The sequence below is a fragment of the Nocardioides sp. genome (assembly GCF_036274455.1).
Lineage (GTDB): Bacteria > Actinomycetota > Actinomycetes > Propionibacteriales > Nocardioidaceae > Nocardioides.
On sequence record NZ_DASUFR010000076.1, the window covers coordinates 61,184 to 80,193 of the forward strand.

At 72.8% G+C, this 19,010-nt stretch carries 17 protein-coding genes; 14 read left to right on the forward strand and 3 right to left on the reverse strand.

Annotation, left to right across the window (positions count from 1 at the left end):
• Positions 1-26: 26 nt before the first annotated feature.
• Positions 27-500 carry a MarR family transcriptional regulator gene (locus VFV89_RS07260; RefSeq protein WP_329705249.1) on the reverse strand — a complete coding sequence of 158 codons (474 nt, stop codon included), beginning with the start codon at positions 498-500 and terminating at the stop codon, positions 27-29.
• 241 nt (positions 501-741) lie between these two features.
• On the opposite strand from VFV89_RS07260, the gene VFV89_RS07265 reads away from it, so the two are divergent.
• The 13 genes from VFV89_RS07265 (at position 742) to VFV89_RS07325 (ending at position 15,675) form a co-directional block, all read left to right on the forward strand.
• Positions 742-1,668: an SDR family oxidoreductase gene (locus VFV89_RS07265; RefSeq protein WP_329705250.1), complete on the forward strand. Its 927-nt coding sequence runs from the start codon at positions 742-744 to the stop codon at positions 1,666-1,668.
• Positions 1,665-2,000 carry a hypothetical protein gene (locus VFV89_RS07270; protein ID WP_329705251.1) on the forward strand — a complete coding sequence of 112 codons (336 nt, stop codon included), beginning with the start codon at positions 1,665-1,667 and terminating at the stop codon, positions 1,998-2,000. The genes VFV89_RS07265 and VFV89_RS07270 overlap by 4 nt, the downstream gene beginning before the upstream one ends.
• Entirely contained in the window at positions 1,997-4,966 is a 2,970-nt protein-coding gene (locus tag VFV89_RS07275) for an FAD-binding and (Fe-S)-binding domain-containing protein (RefSeq protein ID WP_329705252.1), read from the forward strand. Before VFV89_RS07270 ends, VFV89_RS07275 begins: the two co-directional genes overlap by 4 nt.
• Positions 4,963-6,750: a thiamine pyrophosphate-requiring protein gene (locus VFV89_RS07280; protein WP_329705253.1), complete on the forward strand. Its 1,788-nt coding sequence runs from the start codon at positions 4,963-4,965 to the stop codon at positions 6,748-6,750. Before VFV89_RS07275 ends, VFV89_RS07280 begins: the two co-directional genes overlap by 4 nt.
• Complete coding sequence (locus tag VFV89_RS07285) at positions 6,747-7,853, forward strand: enolase C-terminal domain-like protein (protein WP_329705254.1); 1,107 nt, start codon at positions 6,747-6,749, stop codon at positions 7,851-7,853. The genes VFV89_RS07280 and VFV89_RS07285 overlap by 4 nt, the downstream gene beginning before the upstream one ends.
• A gap of 353 nt (positions 7,854-8,206) precedes the next feature.
• Positions 8,207-9,394 (forward strand): alcohol dehydrogenase catalytic domain-containing protein, encoded by a 1,188-nt coding sequence (locus VFV89_RS07290; RefSeq protein ID WP_329705255.1) that lies wholly within the window; start codon positions 8,207-8,209, stop codon positions 9,392-9,394.
• A gap of 98 nt (positions 9,395-9,492) precedes the next feature.
• Entirely contained in the window at positions 9,493-9,957 is a 465-nt protein-coding gene (locus tag VFV89_RS07295) for a GreA/GreB family elongation factor (protein WP_329705256.1), read from the forward strand.
• Positions 9,958-10,016: 59 nt separating this feature from the next.
• A complete protein-coding gene (locus VFV89_RS07300) occupies positions 10,017-11,444 on the forward strand; it encodes a phospholipase D-like domain-containing protein (RefSeq protein WP_329705257.1) in 1,428 nt (475 codons plus the stop codon).
• A gap of 37 nt (positions 11,445-11,481) precedes the next feature.
• Positions 11,482-11,952, forward strand: a complete 471-nt coding sequence (locus VFV89_RS07305; protein WP_329705258.1) for a GNAT family N-acetyltransferase — start codon at positions 11,482-11,484, stop codon at positions 11,950-11,952.
• Positions 11,952-12,776 (forward strand): GNAT family N-acetyltransferase, encoded by an 825-nt coding sequence (locus tag VFV89_RS07310; protein ID WP_329705259.1) that lies wholly within the window; start codon positions 11,952-11,954, stop codon positions 12,774-12,776. Before VFV89_RS07305 ends, VFV89_RS07310 begins: the two co-directional genes overlap by 1 nt.
• A gap of 33 nt (positions 12,777-12,809) precedes the next feature.
• Positions 12,810-13,904 (forward strand): hypothetical protein, encoded by a 1,095-nt coding sequence (locus tag VFV89_RS07315; RefSeq protein WP_329705260.1) that lies wholly within the window; start codon positions 12,810-12,812, stop codon positions 13,902-13,904.
• Positions 13,901-14,857 carry an ABC transporter ATP-binding protein gene (locus VFV89_RS07320; protein WP_329705261.1) on the forward strand — a complete coding sequence of 319 codons (957 nt, stop codon included), beginning with the start codon at positions 13,901-13,903 and terminating at the stop codon, positions 14,855-14,857. Before VFV89_RS07315 ends, VFV89_RS07320 begins: the two co-directional genes overlap by 4 nt.
• Positions 14,854-15,675 (forward strand): ABC transporter permease, encoded by an 822-nt coding sequence (locus VFV89_RS07325; protein ID WP_329705262.1) that lies wholly within the window; start codon positions 14,854-14,856, stop codon positions 15,673-15,675. The genes VFV89_RS07320 and VFV89_RS07325 overlap by 4 nt, the downstream gene beginning before the upstream one ends.
• On the opposite strand, the gene VFV89_RS07330 is transcribed toward VFV89_RS07325, so the two are convergent.
• Complete coding sequence (locus VFV89_RS07330) at positions 15,665-16,483, reverse strand: esterase/lipase family protein (protein WP_329705263.1); 819 nt, start codon at positions 16,481-16,483, stop codon at positions 15,665-15,667. The two genes, VFV89_RS07325 and VFV89_RS07330, sit on opposite strands and share 11 nt — an antisense overlap.
• A gap of 37 nt (positions 16,484-16,520) precedes the next feature.
• On the opposite strand from VFV89_RS07330, the gene VFV89_RS07335 reads away from it, so the two are divergent.
• Positions 16,521-17,564 (forward strand): NAD-dependent epimerase/dehydratase family protein, encoded by a 1,044-nt coding sequence (locus VFV89_RS07335; protein WP_329705264.1) that lies wholly within the window; start codon positions 16,521-16,523, stop codon positions 17,562-17,564.
• Between the two features lie 23 nt (positions 17,565-17,587).
• Here VFV89_RS07335 and VFV89_RS07340 read toward each other — a convergent pair whose 3' ends face one another.
• Positions 17,588-18,949 carry a glycosyltransferase family 87 protein gene (locus tag VFV89_RS07340; RefSeq protein ID WP_329705265.1) on the reverse strand — a complete coding sequence of 454 codons (1,362 nt, stop codon included), beginning with the start codon at positions 18,947-18,949 and terminating at the stop codon, positions 17,588-17,590.
• Positions 18,950-19,010: the final 61 nt, after the last annotated feature.

A 19,010-nucleotide genomic window follows, 5' to 3' on the forward strand; every position in this document is an offset into this window, starting at 1 on the left:
GGGTACCCACCGGGCGCCGCGCCCCGTCACCAGCTGGCGTCGGGCCACTCCGCCTCGGCGCGCTCGTGGGCCGCGCGGGAGAACGCGGTCAGCGCCTCGACCACCGCCTCGACCTGGTCGGGGGAGAGCTCGCGGAGGACCGCAGCGACCTCGCGGCGGCGGTGCTCGGTGACCGCGTCGACCAGCCGCCGCCCCGCGGCAGTGATCGTGACGTGCACCGCGCGCCCGTCGGAGTCCGACCTGGACCGCCGGACCAGGTCGAGCCGTTGCAGCCGGTCACACACGCGGGTGGCGTTGGAGGGGTTGACCCCCAGCTGCTGGGCGAGGGTGCCGATGGCCTGCGGACCGTTGGCGGCCAGCAGGACCAGCACGCGATGCTGCGGAATGGTGACCGGGACGGGCGCCGCCTCCACCGAGCGGATGGCGATGCCGACCAGGGCACGGCTCGCGGTCACGAACGCCGCGGCCAGCTCCTCGATGTCCTTGTTGGTTGTCGGCATGACGGTCAGTATCGGGCAACAGAACGTCCGGCGGTGGCAAGCGCGCGAGATCCGGCGCCGGCCAGTCCCCCGACTGCCAGCCCCGCGACGGCCAGCCGCCCCCCGACGACTGGCCGCGCCCGGAGGAGACCACGCCGTCCGTGCTGCGGCACCGGTCCTCCCTTCGCAGATGCTTGCGTTGTGGCAATGTTTGCGCACAGGCACAGGTTTTGTCATCCCCCTGTCCGGTCACCGGACGTGCATGAATCGAACTCCCCACTCGGTCGTGGTGACCGGCGCCTCGGGCGGCATCGGCCGTGCCACGGCCCGCGAGCTGGGTCGACGCGGTGAGCGGGTCGCGCTGCTGGCCCGTGGTGAGACCGGTCTCGTCGCGGCCGCCCGCGAGGTCGAGCAGGCGGGCGGCCGGCCGCTCGTCGTGCCAGTCGACGTGGCCGACCACGAGGCGGTCGAGGCCGCTGCCGACCGGATCGAGGAGGAGCTCGGTCCGATCGGCGTCTGGGTCAACGTGGCGTTCACGTCGGTCTTCGCCCGCTTCGAGGACATCGAGCCCGACGAGTTCCGCCGGGTCACCGATGTGACCTACCACGGCTACGTCAACGGCACCCGAGCCGCGCTGCGCCGGATGCGGCGCCGCGACCGCGGGGTGATCGTCCAGGTCGGCTCGGCTCTCGGCCATCGCGGCATCCCGCTGCAGTCGGCCTACTGCGGTGCCAAGCACGCGCTGGAGGGGTTCCACGAGTCACTGCGCACCGAGCTGATGCACGACGGCAGCCGGATCAAGGTCACCATCGTCGAGATGCCGGCGGTGAACACGCCGCAGTTCTCCTGGGTGCTGAACCGGCTCCCGCACCAGGCCCAGCCGGTCCCGCCGATCTACCAGCCCGAGGTCGCCGCCCGCGGCGTGCTCCGCGCGATCGACCACCCCGGGCGGCGGGCCCGCTGGGTCGGGCTCAGCACCGCCGGCACGATCGTGGCCAACCGGTTCGCCGGCGGGCTGCTCGACCGCTACCTCGCCCGGACCGGCTTCTCCTCGCAGCAGACCTCGCAGCCGCGTGACCCCGACCAGCCCGAGAACCTGTGGACGCCTGCCGACGGCCGCGAGGGTCGCGACTTCGGTGCGCACGGCGCCTTCGACGACCGGGCCCACGAGCGGGGGTTCATCGGATGACGCCCCGCCCCGTCGACCTGGCCCGGCTGGGTGTCGGCGCCTGGGCCCTCGCCCGCCCGCTGGACGTCCTGCACCTCGTCGGCAACGACGACGGCACCGGGCCGCGGCTCGCGACGCGGGTCCTCGGCGCCCGGTACGTCGCCCAGTCCGCTGCCGGCCTGCTCCTACGGCGGCGCCGGCTGCCGTGGCTGGACGGCGCGGTCGATGTCGCGCACGCCGCCTCGATGCTGGGCGTCGCCTTGACGTTCCCCGGCCACCGTCGGCTCGCGCTGACCAGCGGTGCCGTCGCGCTCGGTTTCGCCGCGGCCGACCTCCGCGAGCCGCTGCGGTGACGACGCTCCTCCTCGACCAGTCCCTCGCACGCGCCGAGCGCGAGCTCCGCTCCCGCGTGGACGGCGAGGTCTGCTTCGACGCCGGCACCCGCGCGGCGTACTCCACCGACGCGTCGAACTTCCGGCAGGTGCCGATCGCCGTGGTCCAGCCGCGCACCGTAGAGGCGGTTGTCGAGGCGGTTGCGGTCTGCCACGGGCACGGCCTCCCGGTCGTGTCCCGTGGGGGCGGCACCAGCCTGGCCGGGCAGTGCACCAACGAGGCCGTGGTCATCGACCTCTCCCGGCACTGCCACCGCCTGGTGTCGGTCGACGTCGAGCGGCGCCGCTGCGTGGTGGAGCCGGGCATCGTGCTCGACTCGCTCAACGCGCAGCTCGAACCCGCCGGCCTGCGGTTCGGGCCGGAGCCGGCCACCCATCCCAACTGCACGCTCGGCGGGATGATCGGCAACAACTCCTGCGGGGCCACCGCCCAGCGCACCGGGAAGGTCGTCGACAACGTCGTCTCGCTCGAGGTCCTGCTGCACGACGGCACCCGGTTCACCGCGCGCCAGCTGGACGACGACGAGTACGCCGAGGTGGCGGCGCGTGGCGACCGGGTGGCCGAGCTGCACCGGATCCTGCGCCGGCTCCGCGACGACCACGCCGACCTGATCCGGCAGCGCTACCCGGACATCCCGCGCCGCGTCTCCGGCTACAACCTCGACTCGCTGCTGCCCGAGCACGGCTTCGACGTGGCCGGCTTCCTGGTCGGCAGCGAGGCGACGCTCGTCACCGTCCTGCGGGCCGAGCTCGAGCTGGTCCCCGTGGTCAGGGCCCGGACGCTGGTGGTGCTGGGGTTCCCCGACGTCTGCACCGCCGCGGACGCCGTGCCCGCCATCGTCGAGCACGAGCCGATCGCGCTCGAGGGGCTGGACAGGTACCTCATCCGCGACGAGCAGCTCAAGGGCATGAACCACGACGCCCTCGACGAGCTCCCCGACGGCACCGGCTTCCTCATGGTCCAGTTCGGCGGCGAGGACGCCGACGAGGCCGACGACCGGGCCCACCGGATGCTCACCGCGATCGGCGACAGCGAGCACGACCCCACCGTGGCCTTCCTCGACGACCCCAGGCACGAGGACGAGCTCTGGGCGGTCCGCGAGGCCGGGCTCGGTGCCACCGCCCACGTGCCCCACAAACCCGACACGTTCGAGGGCTGGGAGGACTCCGCCGTCCCGGTCGAGCGGCTCGGCGACTACCTGCGCGACCTGCGCGGGCTGTACGCCGAGTTCGGCTACGTCACCGACACCGGGCCTGCCCTCTACGGCCACTTCGGCCAGGGCTGCGTGCACACCCGGATCCCGTTCGACCTCTACTCCACGGAGGGTGTCGGGACCTACCGGCGGTTCATGGAGCGCGCGGCCGACCTCGTGGCCTCCTACGGCGGGTCCCTGTCCGGTGAGCACGGCGACGGGCAGAGCCGCGGCGAGCTGCTGCGGCGGATGTTCGGCGACGAGGTGGTCCGGCTCTTCGAGGAGGTCAAGGCCGCCTTCGACCCCGACCACCTGATGAACCCCGGCAAGGTCGTCGCACCGGCCGCGCTGGACGAGCACCTCCGCCTCGGCGGCGACTGGGCACCTCGGCAGCCGCTCCCGCTGCACTTCGACTTCCCCGAGGACGGCCACTCCTTCGCCGAGGCGGCCAACCGGTGCGTCGGGGTCGGGAAGTGCCGGCAGCACGGGCACGACGCCGGCCAGGTGATGTGTCCGTCGTACCAGGCGACCGGCGACGAGCGGCACTCCACCCGCGGCCGGGCCCGGCTGCTGTTCGAGATGCTCGACGGGCACGGCGACGGGCCGATCAAGGACGGGTGGCGCTCGCAGGACGTGCTCGAGGCACTCGACCTGTGCCTGGCCTGCAAGGGCTGCAAGTCCGACTGCCCGGCCAACGTCGACATGGCGACCTACAAGGCCGAGTTCCTCGCCCAGCACTACCGGCACCGGCTGCGCCCGCGCGCCGACTACGTGACCGGCTGGCTGCCGGCGGCCGCCCGGGCCGTCGACCTGCTGGGCGCCGCCCGCGTGGTCAACGGCCTGGCGCGCGTCACGCCGGTGCGGAGGCTGGGCTCCCGGCTGGCGGGCCTCGAGGACCGGGACCCGCCCGAGCTCGCCAGCCCCACGCTCCGGTCGTGGTGGAGGCGCCGCACGCCGGTCAAGGGGTGGCCGGCGACGCAGGGGCGGGTGCTGCTCTTCCCCGACACGTTCACCAACTACTTCCACCCGCACGTCGGCCGCGCGGCGGTCGAGGTCCTGGAGGCAGCCGGCTGGGAGGTCGAGCTGCCGACAGAGCCGCTCTGCTGCGGGCTCACCTGGATCTCCACCGGCCAGCTCGACGTGGCGAAGCGGAGGCTGCGGCGCACCGTCGACGCCCTCGCACCCCACGTCCGCCACGGTGGGCTGGTCGTCGGTCTCGAGCCCAGCTGCACGTCGGTGCTGCGGGCCGACGCCAAGGAGCTGTTCTCCGGCGACCTCGACGTCGACCGGCTCAAGGACCACACCGTGACGCTGGCCGAGCTGCTCACCCGGCACACCGACGGCTGGGACCCACCCCGCCTCGACGGCACCCGCGGGCTGGCCCAGGTGCACTGCCACCAGCACGCCGTCCTCGGCTGGGACGCCGACCGCGAGCTGCTGGCGAGCGCCGGGGCCGGGGTCGAGCGACTCGACTCCGGCTGCTGCGGGCTGGCCGGCAACTTCGGCTTCACCGCCGGCCACGGCGAGGTGAGCGAGGCCTGTGCCGAGCAGGTGCTCCTGCCCCGCCTGCGTGCCGCCGAGGAGGGCACCGTCGTGCTGGCGGACGGTTTCTCGTGCCGCACCCAGATCCACCAGCTCGACAGCGGGGGGCACGAGGGCCGCCACCTCGCGGAGCTGCTCGCCGCGCACCTCCCGCCATCCGCAGGACGTCCACCCGAAAGGAGCACCCGATGACCACCGTTGCCGACCAGCTGCTGTCCAGGTTGAGGGAATGGGGGGTCGAGCAGGTCTTCGGCTACCCCGGCGACGGGATCAACGGGATCCTCGGCGCGTTCTCCCGGGCCGGAGACCAGCCGCGGTTCATCCAGAGTCGGCACGAGGAGATGAGCGCCTTCGAGGCGGTCGGGTTCGCGAAGTTCGGCGATCGCCCCGGCGTCTGCATGGCCACCTCCGGACCGGGGGCGATCCACCTCCTCAACGGTCTCTACGACGCCAAGCTCGACCATGTCCCGGTCGTGGCCATCGTGGGCCAGACCAACCGGACCGCGATGGGCGGCAACTACCAGCAGGAGGTGGACCTGCTCAGCCTGTTCAAGGACGTCGCCAGCGACTACGTGCAGATGGTGACCGTGCCCGAGCAGCTGCCCAACGTTGTGGACAGGGCGATGCGGATCGCGATGACCCGGCACGCTCCGACCGCGCTGATCATCCCCAACGACGTCCAGGAGCTGGACTACTCCGCGCCCACGCACGCGTTCAAGATGGTGCCCTCGAGCCTGGGCATGACCTGGCCGCGTAGCGCGGGCGCTGCTGACGCCGTGGCCCGGGCGGCCGAGCTCCTGAACGCCGGCTCCAGGGTCGCCGTCCTCGTCGGCCAGGGCGCCCGTGGCGCCGAGGCCGAGCTGCGACAGGTGGCCGACCTGCTCGGCGCCGGCGTGGCCAAGGCGCTGCTCGGCAAGGACGTGCTGAGCGACGAGCTGCCCTGGGTGACCGGCTCGATCGGGCTGCTCGGCACCCGGCCGAGCTACGAGATGATGCGGGGCTGCGACACCCTGCTGACCGTCGGGTCCAACTTCCCGTACACGCAGTTCATGCCGGAGCTCGACCAGGCGCGCGCGGTCCAGATCGACATCGACGGCACCATGATCGGGATGCGCTACCCCTACGAGGTCAACCTCGTGGGCGACGCCGCGGCCACCCTGCGCGAGCTGATCCCTCTCCTCGAGCGCAAGGAGGACCGCTCCTGGCAGGAGAAGATCATCGCGGACGTCGAGCGCTGGTGGGACACGATGGAGCGCGAGGCGCGCGTGTCGGCCGCCCCGGTCAACCCGATGCGGATCTTCAGCGAGTTCTCGGTCGAGGCGCCGCACGACGCGATGATCGCCGCGGACAGCGGGTCGGCGGCGAACTGGTACGCCCGCCAGGTCCGGATGCGGGGTGCGATGCGCGGCACCCTGTCGGGCACGCTCGCCACGATGGGACCCGCGGTGCCCTACGCCATCGGCGCCAAGTTCGCCCACCCCGACCGCCCGGCGATCGCCTTCGAGGGCGACGGGGCCATGCAGATGAACGGGTTGGCCGAGCTGATCACCGTCGCCCGCTACTGGTCGGAGTGGAGCGACCCGCGGCTCGTGGTGGCCGTGCTGCACAACAACGACCTCAACCAGGTGACCTGGGAGCTGCGGGCGATGGGCGGGACGCCGAAGTTCGTGGAGTCGCAGGCGCTGCCCGACGTGTCGTACGCCGGGTTCGCCGCCTCGGTGGGGCTCGGCGCGCTCACCATCACCGACCCGGACGAGCTGGCCGGAGCGTGGAAGACGGCGCTCACCGCCGACCGCCCCTACGTCCTGGACATCCACTGCGACCCCGACGTGCCGCCGATCCCCCCGCACGCGGACCTCGCGCAGATGAAGGCGACGGCGCAGGCGCTCATCAAGGGCGACACCAGCCGGTGGGGTGTCATCCGGGAGGGGATCAAGACCAAGGCGCAGGAGCTGTTCTCCAGCGACGACTCGTGAGCGACGGCCCGGTCGTCTCCGGGGTGCGCCCATCGGCGTACGAGATCCCGACAGACGTGCCGGAGGCGGACGGCACCCTGGAGTGGGACAGCACCACGCTGGTCCTGGTTGAGGTCGACGGTGCCGGGCGCACCGGTATCGGCTGGACCTACGCGCCCTCCGCCGCGGCCGTGGTGGTGGAGGACCTGCTCGGCCCGGCCGTGACGGGCCGCTGCGCACTGGACGTGGAGGCCGCCTGGTCGGCGATGGTGCGGGCGGTTCGCAACGCCGGACGGCCAGGGCTGGTGGGCATGGCGCTGTCCGCGGTCGACATCGCGCTGTGGGACCTCGCGGGCAGGCTGCTGGAGCAGTCGCTCCCGGAGCTGTGGGGGGCCACGCCGGCGTCGGTCGAGCTCTACGGCAGCGGCGGCTTCACGTCCTACGACCACGACCGGCTGGACGCGCAGGTCGCGGGCTGGCTGGAGGCCGGCTTCGACAAGGTGAAGATCAAGATCGGTGAGTCGTGGGGGAGCCGGGTCGAGCGCGACCTGGCCCGGACCGCACAGGTCCGCCGGCTCGCCGACGAATCTACGTCAGAGCCTGTCGAGGTCTTCGTCGACGCCAACGGCGGCTACGGCCGGGACCAGGCGTGCGAGGTGGGGACCCGCCTCGACGACCTCGGCGTGAGCTGGTTCGAAGAGCCGGTGAGCTCCGACGACCACGACGGGCTCGACGCCGTCCGGAGCTCGGTCCGCGCCGACGTCGCCGCAGGGGAGTACGGCTCCGACCTCGCCTACGCCGTCCACCTGGCCCCGCACGTCGACTGCTTGCAGCTCGACGTGACCCGGTGCGGCGGCTACACCGAGTGGCGGCGGATCGCCGCCGACCCGGCGCTGGCCGGCACCGACCTGTCCGGCCACTGTGCGCCGTACCTCTCCCTGCCCGTCGCTGCCGTCACCCCGCGGCTGCGGCACGTGGAGTACTTCCACGACCACGTGCGCGTCGAGCGCAGCCTGTTCGACGGGTGGGCGGAGCCGCACGGCGGCCGGCTGCTGGCACCGAGCGCGCCCGGGCACGGGCTCACCGTCCGAGCCCGGGACGCGGCGCGCCACCGGGTCCGCTGAGCGTGTGGGGCGGTCTTTGACTCTTCTGACGGATCCGTGGGTGCCCGCGCGCCTACCGGATCGCCACCAGCCCCCGTCGGTGGGTTTGCGGAGGCAGATCGGCACCTGGTGCCGGAGAACCTCGGCAAAGCCCGGGTCCACCGGATGTGCGGCGTGCTACGCGCGCGGCCGCCCACCCGCCCACCCACGGATGCGGCACAAGAGCCGCAAATTCGTCACCAGGAGCCAAGGATGTGGGCAAATCCGTTGTGACGCGATCCGGGAGGCGCGCGGGCATCCACGGTCCGTCACCAGGCCGGTTTTCACCTGTCGGGGTGGGCTTCGGCGCGCGACCCGGCGGTCACCGGCCAGTCATGCGAGCAGTCACCTGGCAGGGCACCAAGGACATCCGGGTCGAGCACGTGCCGGACCCGAAGGTCGAGGAGGACACCGACATCGTCATCCGGGTGACGTCGACCGGGCTGTGCGGCTCCGACCTGCACCTCTACGAGGTCCTGGCGCCGTTCATGGAGCCGGGCGACATCGTCGGCCACGAGCCGATGGGCGTGGTCGAGGAGGTCGGGCAGGGCATCCACCACCTCGACGTCGGGGACCGCGTGGTCGTCCCGTTCAACGTCTCCTGCGGCCACTGCTGGATGTGCGAGCACCGGCTGCAGAGCCAGTGTGAGACCACGCAGAACCGCGAGTTCGGCACCGGCGCGAGCCTGCTCGGCTACAGCAAGCTCTACGGCCAGGTGCCGGGTGGCCAGGCGGAGTACCTCCGGGTGCCGCACGCCGACTACGGCGCGGTCAAGGTGCCCAACGGTCCGGTCGACGACCGCTACCTCTTCCTCAGCGACGTGCTCCCGACCGCCTGGCAGGCGGTTGAGTACGCCGACATCCCGGACGGCGGCACCGTGCTGGTACTCGGTGCCGGGCCGATCGGCGACATGGCGGCCCGGATCGCCATGCACCGCGGCCACCGCACCCTGGTCGCCGACCTCGTCCAGGAGCGGCTGCAGCGGGTGGCCGGCCGTGGCGCGGAGGCCTTCGACGTGACCGGTCTCGATGCCGCGGGCGTCGCCGAGGTCGTCCGCGACAGGACCGACGGCCGCGGCGCCGACGCCGTCATCGAGGCGGTCGGCATGGAGGCGCACGGCTCCGGTGGGATCAAGGCGGTGCAGAAGGTGGTCGGCCTGCTCCCGGACCGGCTCGCCGAGCCGCTGATGATGAAGGCCGGCACCGACCGGCTCGAGGCGCTGATCACGGCGTTCGAGGCCGTCCGCCGCGGCGGCACGGTCTCGATCGTGGGCGTGTACGGCGGCGCCGCCGACCCGCTGCCGATGATGCAGCTGTTCGACAAGCAGCTGCAGCTGCGGATGGGCCAGGCCAACGTCCGGGCGTGGACCGACGACATCCTCACGCTGCTGGACCAGGACGAGGACGTCCTCGGTGTCGAGGGGTTCGCGACCCACCACCTTCCGCTCGACGACGCTCCGCAGGCCTACGAGACCTTCCAGAAGAAGCAGGACGGGGCCGTCAAGATCGTGTTCCGGCCCTGACCGAGCCGCACCGGGCCGAAGGGGTTTGGACCAGGGTTCCGCTGGCAACTACAGGTCACCATCATTTGCCGCACCACCGTCGCGCAGGAGGCCATGCCGTGACCGTCCCCGTCAACACCGACAGCCTCACCCTTCTCTCCAGCCGGCTCGACGAGCTGCGCGCCGAGCGAGCCGTCGTGCTGGCCGACGCGCTGATCCCGCCCACCGGCGACCTGGCCGACCGCGCCACCAACGTCGAGGCCAGCATCCGGCTCCAGCTCCTCGACGAGCGGATCGCCGCGCTCGAGCTCGAGGTCGACGAGCGGCGACACCGCCCGCACACCGAGGGTGTCGTGTCGGTCGGCGACGTCGTCACCCTCGATCTTGGCGACGGTGACGAGACCTACCTCGTCGGGCCGGTGGAGCAGGCCTTGGCCGGTGTCGACACCGTCACTCCCTCGAGCCCGCTCGGCCGCGCCATCGTCGGCGCCCGGGTCGGCGAGACGGTGAGCTACGAGCCCCGGCCGGGCATGACGATGACCGCCACCATCAGGTCGGCAGGGCAGCTGGTGGCCGCGGGCTGACCCGGCCCCGACATCCGTACGGTCAGGTGCGCTGCAGCCTGGCCGACCTAGGTTCATCCGTGTCCTTCAGGCGGTTGGCGATGCTGGCCTCCGCCGTCTGCGTCGCAGTGGTGGCGTACGTCGGAATGCCCGCTCCGGCCACCACTGCGGCCGTCGCAGACACCAGGTCGGCGCACCGGTGGAAGGCGTACAAGGGGCCGTTCTTCAACGACCCTCACGTCAAGGCCGACCACTTCAGGATCGAGGGCCGGATCATCGACACGATCCAGCACGCCCGGAAGGGGTCGTTCATCCGGATCGCGGTCTACTCCTTCGACCGGCTCCCGGTCGCGCACGCGATCGTGGCGGCCTACCACCGTGGCGTACACGTCCAGATGCTGCTCAACGACCACCAGGACACGCACGCGATGAAGGTCGTCCGCGCGGCGATCGGGACCGACCGATACGCGAAGAGCTTCATCTACAAGTGCAAGGAGAGCTGCCGCGGCAAGGCCAACCAGTACAACAACCTGCACTCGAAGTTCTACACGTTCACGCAGGCCGGCCGGTCCAAGGACATCCTCGCGGTGGGCTCGGACAACCTGACGATGAACGCCGACCTGCACCAGTGGAACGACCTCTACTTCGTGTCCGGCAAGGAGATCCTCTTCAAGCAGTTCGTGAACCTGTTCAAGGACATGAAGCACGACTACAGCCGGCGCCAGCCGGCGAGGTTCTTCTGCGGCGAGCCGCCCGGCACCGGCTGCGACGACTCGGTCGACAAGTACACGACGTGGGCGTTCCCGAAGGTGTCCGGCCCGAGCAACGACCTGGTGCTGGACATGCTCCACAAGATCCAGTGCCTGACGCCCGACGGGAGCGGCGGCTCCACCCGCACCCACCTCGCGCTGGCGATGCACACGATGCGTGGCAAGCGGGGCGACTACCTCGCCTCCGCGATCCGGCAGAAGTACGCCGAGGGGTGCGACTTCCGCGTCGACTACGGACTGATCGGATACCACACCAAGCAGATCCTCGGCGCCTCCACGGCGCGCGGCCGGATCCCGCTGCGGTCGACCGGGCTGGACTACCACCCCGACGACAACTTCGACCTCAACCACGACGGCGAGGACGACCTGATCCTCGACTTCTACAGCCACCAGAAGTACTTCGTCATCCAGGGCACCTACAACGGCCACCCGAACACCGACATGGTGCTGACCGGCTCGTCGAACTGGGCCAGCCTCAGCACCGCCAACGACGAGATCTGGTTCACGGTCCACGGCCGCACGGTCGTGCAGAGGTACCTGAAGAACTTCGACTTCGAGTGGGACAGCAGCCGCAACTCGCGCAACGCCTACACCACGACGTACACCGACTTCCGCGTCCCGCGGATGGAGCGCGACGCCGACGGAGCCCTGCACAAGGTCTACGTGACGGTCCGCCGCCCGGTGACGACGGTGGAGCGTGACCCCTACCGGCCGGGCCGCTACTGGGAGGCCGACTGAGCTGTAACGATCCCGTGCCTCGCGATGACTGCTCGCGGTGAGCGCTGACGTCACGATCGAGGCCTACGACGGCGACCGGGGCGACCTGTTGTGGTCGTTCCGGCTGGCCGAGGACTCCGAGACCAACCTGGTCGGCTACCTCGCCCGCGGGCGGGTCTGGGTCGCGCGGGGCGAGGACTCGGCGGTCGTCGGCCACCTGCAGGCCGACACCGACGGCTCGCGATGGGAGGTCCTGAACACGGCGGTGGCCGAGCACCGGCGCGGTGAGGGGATCGGCCGTCGCCTGCTGGACCGGGCCGTCAGCGAGGCGCGAGCGGACGGCGCGAGGAGGGTCGTCCTCGCCACCGCCACCGCGGACATCGGGAACCTGCGGTTCTACCAGCGCTGTGGGTTCCGGATGGAGCGGGTGGTCCCGGACGCGTTCACGCCCGAGACCGGCTACCCCGAGCCCGTCGAGATCGACGGCATCCCGCTGCGCGACGCCGTCTGGTTCGCGATGGACCTCTGATGGGCGGGCTGTTCTGCGGCGTCGACCTCGCGGCCGAGATCGAGCACGCCGAGGCCGAGCTGATGGCCGCCTGCGCGGGCGCGGCACGGGCCACGGAGCCGGGTGCCTTCGCGCTGCGGCTGGGTGGCGGCTTCGCGACGTACGCCGGGGTGGACTCGCCGTTCACCAAGGTGGCCGGTCTGGGCTTCGCGCCGGTGAGCCCGGGCGAGCTCGAGGAGGTCGAAGGCGCCTGTGCCACGGTGGGTGTTCCTGTGTCGGTCGAGCTGTCCACCCTCGCCGGGCACGAGCTGGGGACGATGCTCGTCGATCGTGGCTACCGGCTCGTGTCGTTCGAGAACGTGCTCGGACGGGGCCTCCGGCCGGGCGACACCTACCGACCGCTGCCGGACGGTGTGAGCGTCGAGCCGGCCACGGACCGGGAGAAGTGGCTGGCCGTCGTGGTCGAGGGCTCGGCGCACGCCGACGAGCAGGGGCTCGCGGCCCACGAGGAGTTCCCGCGACAGGTCGTCGAGCACGCCGAGCGGCAGCTGCTCGCGGCGGGCGAGCGCCCCTTCCTCGCCCGGCTGAACGGCGTGCCGGCCGGCGGTGGCACCTGGCGACCGGCGGGCCGAGTCGCGCAGCTGGGCGGCGCGGCGACGCTGCCCGCGCACCGGCGCCGTGGCGTCCAGTCGGCGCTACTGGACCACCGGCTGCGCGACGCGGCGGCCGCGGGGCACGAGGTCGCGGTGGTCACGACCCAACCGGGATCGAAGTCGCAGGAGAACGTCCAGCGCGCGGGGTTCGAGCTGCTGTACGCACGAGCGGTGCTGGTCCGCGACCGGTGAACCGTGACCCCGGCTGCGACGTACCGTCAGGAGATGACGCGGTTCCGCCGCTGGGGTCTGGTCGTGGCTGGCATCCTGCTGCTGGTCGCGGCCCCCGTCGTCGTGCGCGCGTGGCCGGCAGCGCCCAGCGACGTACGCGCCGCGACCCTGCTGGCCCAGGTCCGCGGCTCCGACGACCGGGGCTGGTCCGGGTACGTCGAGACCGAGGGGTCGCTGGAGCTGCCGGACGCCGACCGGTTCAGTGACCTCGGATCCCTGTTGGGCGGAAGGACGCGGATGCGGGCGTGGTGGCGCGACAGTGACCACTGGCGCGTGGACCAGCTGCTCGTGTCGGGCGAGACCGACCTCGTCCACGACGAAGGGCTCACGACCGAGTGGGACTACGAGCACGCACGGGCGACGGTCAGCCGCGACCCGGGCATCCGGCTCCCCCGGACCGCCGACCTGGTGCCGCCGGTGCTCGCGAGGAGGCTGCTGCGCGGCGTGACGGACGACGACGTGAGCCGGATCCCCTCCCGCCGGGTGGCCGGCAGGAGTGCGCCCGGGCTCCGGGTGGTGCCGTCCTCGGACCAGTCGAGCATCGACCATGTCGACATCTGGGCCGATCCGGGGACCGGCGTGCCCCTCCGGGTCGAGGTGTACGCCGCCGGCGACGCTCCGGCTTTCAGGAGTGCGTTCGTCGACTTCTCCGGCCACCGGCCCGACGCGGCCGACGTCGGGTTCACCCCGACCGCCACGACCGACGTGCGGTTCGACGACGTGCTGCACATCGCCGACGCGGCCAACCAGTACGCGCCGATCCGGCCGCCCGACTCGGTCGCCGGACTGGCGAAGGCCGCGTCCTCCGAGGGCGCCGTGGGGGTCTACGGCCAGGGGCTGACCGAGGTGATCGCGATCCCGCTGCGCGACCGCGAGGCGGACGCGCTTCGCGACCAGCTCGAGGTCACGCGGGGGGTCGAGCACCTCGCCCACCGCACCCTGGTCACGCTGGGGCCGCTCGGCGTCATCCTCACCGGTGACCCCGGGGACGGCGGGTTCCTCCTGGCCGGCACGCTCGACCGCGCCGCCCTGGTCCGGGCGGCGGACGACGTCCTGGCGGGGTTCACCTACACCGGGGACCGCCGATGACCAGCGTCATCCGGACCGAAGGGCTGACCAAGCGGTTCGGCCGAATCCTCGCCGTGGACGGGCTCGACCTCGACGTGCGCGAGGGTGACGTCTACGGGTTCCTCGGTGCCAACGGCTCCGGCAAGACGACGACGGTCCGGATCCTGCTGGGGCTGGTGCTCGCGACGTCGGGACGCGCCGAGGTGCTCGGTGAGGAGATGCCGCGCGCCGCCCGGAGCGTGCTGCCGCAGGTCGGGGCGCTCGTCGAGGGCCCCGCGGCGTACCCGCACCTGTCCGGCCGGCGCAACCTCGCACTGTTCGACGCCATGGGGCGGCGCACCGACCGGTCCACGCGGAAGGTGCGGATCGCCGAGGCGCTCGAGCACGTGGGGCTCGGCGGGGTCGACGAGCGGCCGGTGCAGGCCTACTCGCTCGGCATGCGACAGCGGCTCGGGCTGGCCGCGGCCCTGCTCCGCCGGCCACCGCTGCTGGTGCTGGACGAACCGACCAACGGGCTGGATCCGCAGGGCATCCACGAGATCCGGCAGCTCCTCCTCGACCTCAACGCCGGGGGCACGACCGTCTTCCTCTCCAGCCACCTGCTGGCCGAGGTGGAGCAGCTGTGCACCAGGGTCGGCGTGCTCGACCGTGGCCGGCTCGTGCTCCAGGACGAGCTGGTCGCGCTGCGCCGCCCGACCGGCCGGGTCGAGGTCCGCACCCCGGACGTCGCCGTGGTGCGACAGCTCCTCGACGGCGTGGTCGAGCACCAGGACGGCGACACCCTCTTCGTGCGGTACGACGACCCGGCCGCGCTCAACGCGCGGCTGGTCGCTGCGGGTGTCCGGGTGGTGATGCTCGCCGCCGAGCGGCGGCACCTCGAGGACGTCGTGCTGGCCGCGGCCACGGCGAGCGCGGACCGGTTCGGCACCGAGCCGGCCGCAGCCGCCCAGCAGGCGGAGGCGCTGGAGAAGTGATCGGCGTCGAGCTGGTCAAGCTGGTCCGCAGCCACCGGACCTGGGTGACGATCGCCCTCATCGACGCGCTGCCCAGCCTGGTCGCCGTGCTGCTGGCCGTGACCGACATCGGCCCACGGCCGGGCACCGGGCCGGCGTTCCTGTCCGCGGTGCTGACCGACGGCACGCTCTTCCCGCTGGCGGCGATGGGCATCGTGCTCCCGCTGTTCCTCCCGATCGCGGTCGCGGTCACCGCCGGGGAGGCGATCGCCGGGGAGGCGCAGCAGGGAACCCTGCGCTACATGCTGGTCCGGCCGGTCGGCCGGACCCGGCTGCTGGTGGCGAAGCTGGTCTCGGTCATGACCTTCGTGGTCCTCACCGTCGTCGTGGTGGCCGCGACGGCGTACGTGCTCGGGGTGCTCCTGCTCGGCAGCGAGCGCGTGACCGCCACCGGGCCGGCCACCAGCGTCTCGGGATCGTCGCTGTCCACGCAGGAGCTCGTCCTCCGCACGCTGCTGGCGCTCGCCTACGGGATGCTGTGCATGCTCGGCGTGGCCGCGATCGCGCTCTTCCTCTCGACGGTGACGCAGTCGCCGCTCGGCGCCGCCCTCGGCACGCTCGCGGTGCTCGTCGCCTCGACCCTGCTGTTGACCCTGGACGCGGCCGACGTGCTCCAGCCGTACCTGCCCACCCGCTACTGGCTGGCGTTCGTCGACCTGTTCCGGGACCCGATCCTGTGGCGCGACGTGGTGCGTGGGGTGCTGCTCCAGCTGGTCTACGTCGTGGTCTTCCTCGGCGCCGGCTGGGCGAACTTCATGACCAAGGACGTCACCGACTGACCTCCGGACCGGCACAGACCTCGGCACCGGGCGCGACCACTCGGTGGGTGTCGAGCACCGCCTCGACCATCGCGATCACCGTGGGGTCCCGCGGCACGTCCGCGTGACCGACGGACGACTCGGGGCAGATCGACTGGACCGAGAGGTCCAGCGCGCCCTCGAGGGACCCCGAGTCGGGTGGCACCACCGTCTTGTCGTCCTCGGTCCAGATGGCCACCCAGACCGGGCCGGCCGGGGTCTCGTCGCCGGCGTTGAGCCCGCGCAGCAGGTCGGAGTCCGGGGCGAGCTGCGCGCAGGCCTCCGGGCAGGCCGTCGATCCGAGGGACCCGGCGAGTGCGGCCAGCGCCGTGCCGTGGTGCGGGGCGGCCAGGGTGACCACCCGCCTCACCTTCGAGCCGCCACCCAGCTCCGCCACGTAGTAGCGGACCACCACCCCGCCCGCCGAGTAGCCCACCAGGTCCACCGACGCCGCGCCCGAGCCGTCGAGAGCGGCGTCGACAGCCCGGCCGAGGCCGGCCGCCTGCTCGCGGAGGTCCTGGGTGCCCGAGCCCGACGGCGCGACGACGTGCGCCTCGCGACCCTCCTCGGACAGCGCGTCGGCCAGCACCTGCAGCGCGGTGGTCGAGCCGCCGTAGCCGGGCACGAGCAGGACCGGGCCCGGCCGGTCCTGGGCCACCGGGGTGACCTCGTCGCCCTTCCGGCTCACGACGACGGCGGCCACCACCGCGGCCGCCGCCGCGAGGGCCAGCACGAGCAGCCCGGCCACGAACCGCCGGCGGGCCGGCGCGAGCGATCCGAGGACGGGCACCTGCCCAGTGTCACCGGTGGTCGGGCACGCTGGCCGGGTGAAGGTCCTGCTCACCGGCTCGGCCGGCTTCATCGGCACCGCGATCGGCGACCTGCTCGAGGCCGGCGGGCACGAGGTGGTGCGGGTGGACCTGATGCTGCCGATGGCCCACGGCGCCACGAGCCCGCCGAAGGGCACGCATCGGCTCGACGTGCGCGACGCCGGTTCGTGGACCGGGCTGCTGTCCGGGGCGGACGCGGTCTGCCACCAGGCGGCCGTCGTCGGCGCGGGCGTCCGGGTCGGGGACCTGCCCGACTACGCCGGGCACAACGACCTCGGCACCGCCGCGCTCCTCGCCGCCATGCACGAGGCCGGCGTCCACCGGCTGGTCCTGGCCTCGTCGATGGTCGTGTACGGCGAGGGCCGCTACCGCTGCGACCGGCATGGTGACCAGCCGACGTCGCCGCGGTCGGTGGCCGCGCTCGAGGCGGGTGACTTCGAGAACCACTGTCCCGTCTGTGGGGACCCGCTCGACTGGGCGCCGGTCGAGGAGGCGGCGCGGCTCGACCCGCGCTCGTCCTACGCCGCCAGCAAGGTCGCGCAGGAGCACTACACCTCCGCCTGGGTCCGGCAGGCCGGCGCCGCGGCGGTGGCGCTGCGCTACCACAACGTCTACGGACCCGGGATGCCCAGGGACACGCCGTACTCCGGCGTGGCGGCGATGTTCCGCTCGTCCCTGGAGCGCGGCGAGCCGCCACGGGTGTTCGAGGACGGCGGGCAGGCACGCGACTTCGTGCACGTCGACGACGTGGCCCGCGCCAACCTCGCCGCCCTCCGGGCGGTGGTCGAGGAGCCGGCCGGCCGCTTCGCGGCGTACAACGTCGCCTCGGGGCGCCCGGTGACGATCCTCGAGGTGGCCGGTCTCGTCGCCCGCGGCGCCGGCGCCGGGGTGGACCCGGAGGTCACCGGCGAGTTCCGCCCGGGCGACGTCCGGCACGTCGTCGCGTCTGCGGAGCTCGCGGCCCGGGAGCTGGGGTTCCGGGCCGAGGTCCTGCCCGAGGAGGGGCTCCCGGCGTTCGCGCACGCGCCACTGCGCACCTGACGGTCCGGCGTACGGGCCGCGCGTCACCAGCTCGTGTAGAAGGCGTGCTGGACGACGAGCGCGGTGAGGAGCTGGAGGCCGAGGCCCCACCGGCGCCAGCCGGGCGGCAGCAGCACGACCGAGAGCGTCAGCCAGGGGACGAACGGCAGCCAGATCCGCTCCACCTCGGCCTTGCTCATCCCCGAGGCGTCTGCGAGGGCCACGGCCAGCGCGGTCGTGCCGGAGAGCAGCAGCACCACCCGGGCGCTGGTGCGCGACGCGGCCGATGCCGCGGTCGCGCAGCCCGCGAGGAGGCCGGGCAGCACGAGTGGGCCGGCGGCGAGGCTGAACGCTGCCAGGTCGCCCCACCACCAGTAGGACTGGGGACGGTCCTGGGCGATGCCGTCCCAGTAGCGCTCCCTCAGGACCGGGTAGGCCTCCCACCACGCGAAACCCGACACCGCGAACGCGAGCACGACGGCCAGCGCCGACCCCGCCGCGACGGGGAGCGGCCGCCAGCTGCGGGCGGCCACGAGGACGCCCAGCGCCACCAGGCCCGTCAGCGGCATGCCGTAGGACATCAGCACCGCGTAGCCGAGCAGCAGCCCGGCCGGCACCGACCACCAGAGCGAGCGATGCGCGGCCACGGCGAGGCAGGCGAGCCCCCACGCGACCACCGCGCCGATCACCGCGTCTGCCGAGACCGCCATGAAGACCGCGGCCGGGGTCAGCACGACGAACGGAGCCGCTCGCCGCGCCCAGTCCTCGGCGTCGAGCGCACGGAGCGTGACCAGGACGGCGACCGCGGTCGTGGCGCCGACGCAGGTGACGACCAGCCCGGCCGCGAGGTCGCCCCCCAGCCCGAGCCGGTCCAGGACGACGAAGAACAGCAGCATCCCCGGCGGATGGCCGGCGGGCGAGGTGGGCCAGCTGTCGGGTGCGCCGTAGGGGATCCGGTCGGCGTAGGTCTCGATGAGGTGGTGGACGCTGCCGACGGCGCGGGCCGAGCGGAGGTACTCGGTCGGGTTGCCCAGCACCCGCGAGATCCCCGTGGTCCCGTCGACGAGCGCGAGCGAGAGCAGCCAGGCCAGCGAGGTGGCGTACGACGCGCTCAGCAGGTGTCGCCACGGCAGTCGCTCGGCGAGGCCGGCGGCGTACCGCCAGCCCAGCAGGGCGAGCGCGATCGACGGCACCGTCCCGGGCCCGAACAGGTTCGGCCGCCAAAGGCCGTGTAACGGAGGGGCCTCGTGTGGAGACGAGTTGCGTGGGGCGCGGGGAGCGACCCACCAGTCCATCCAGTGCGGCAGACCGAACCCCAGGAGAAGGAGGACCAGCACCGCGAACAGGCCGAGCCACGCCGCGGCGGACACCCGCGCCCGCGCGGGTGAGCTCGCCGCCTCGGTCACGGGACCGAGCGTAGAGACGAGCCGATCACCCTGCGGCGCAGCGCTTCCGCAGGGCATCCAC

What these genes read in the sequence shown, in the direction of transcription:
- VFV89_RS07260 (WP_329705249.1), bottom strand. Translation starts at nt 500, where the DNA reads ATGCCGACAACCAACAAGGACATCGAGGAGCTGGCCGCGGCGTTCGTG.
- VFV89_RS07265 (WP_329705250.1), top strand. Translation starts at nt 742, where the DNA reads ATGAATCGAACTCCCCACTCGGTCGTGGTGACCGGCGCCTCGGGCGGC.
- VFV89_RS07270 (WP_329705251.1), top strand. Translation starts at nt 1,665, where the DNA reads ATGACGCCCCGCCCCGTCGACCTGGCCCGGCTGGGTGTCGGCGCCTGG.
- VFV89_RS07280 (WP_329705253.1), top strand. Translation starts at nt 4,963, where the DNA reads ATGACCACCGTTGCCGACCAGCTGCTGTCCAGGTTGAGGGAATGGGGG.
- VFV89_RS07290 (WP_329705255.1), top strand. Translation starts at nt 8,207, where the DNA reads ATGCGAGCAGTCACCTGGCAGGGCACCAAGGACATCCGGGTCGAGCAC.
- VFV89_RS07310 (WP_329705259.1), top strand. Translation starts at nt 11,952, where the DNA reads ATGGGCGGGCTGTTCTGCGGCGTCGACCTCGCGGCCGAGATCGAGCAC.
- VFV89_RS07315 (WP_329705260.1), top strand. Translation starts at nt 12,810, where the DNA reads ATGACGCGGTTCCGCCGCTGGGGTCTGGTCGTGGCTGGCATCCTGCTG.
- VFV89_RS07320 (WP_329705261.1), top strand. Translation starts at nt 13,901, where the DNA reads ATGACCAGCGTCATCCGGACCGAAGGGCTGACCAAGCGGTTCGGCCGA.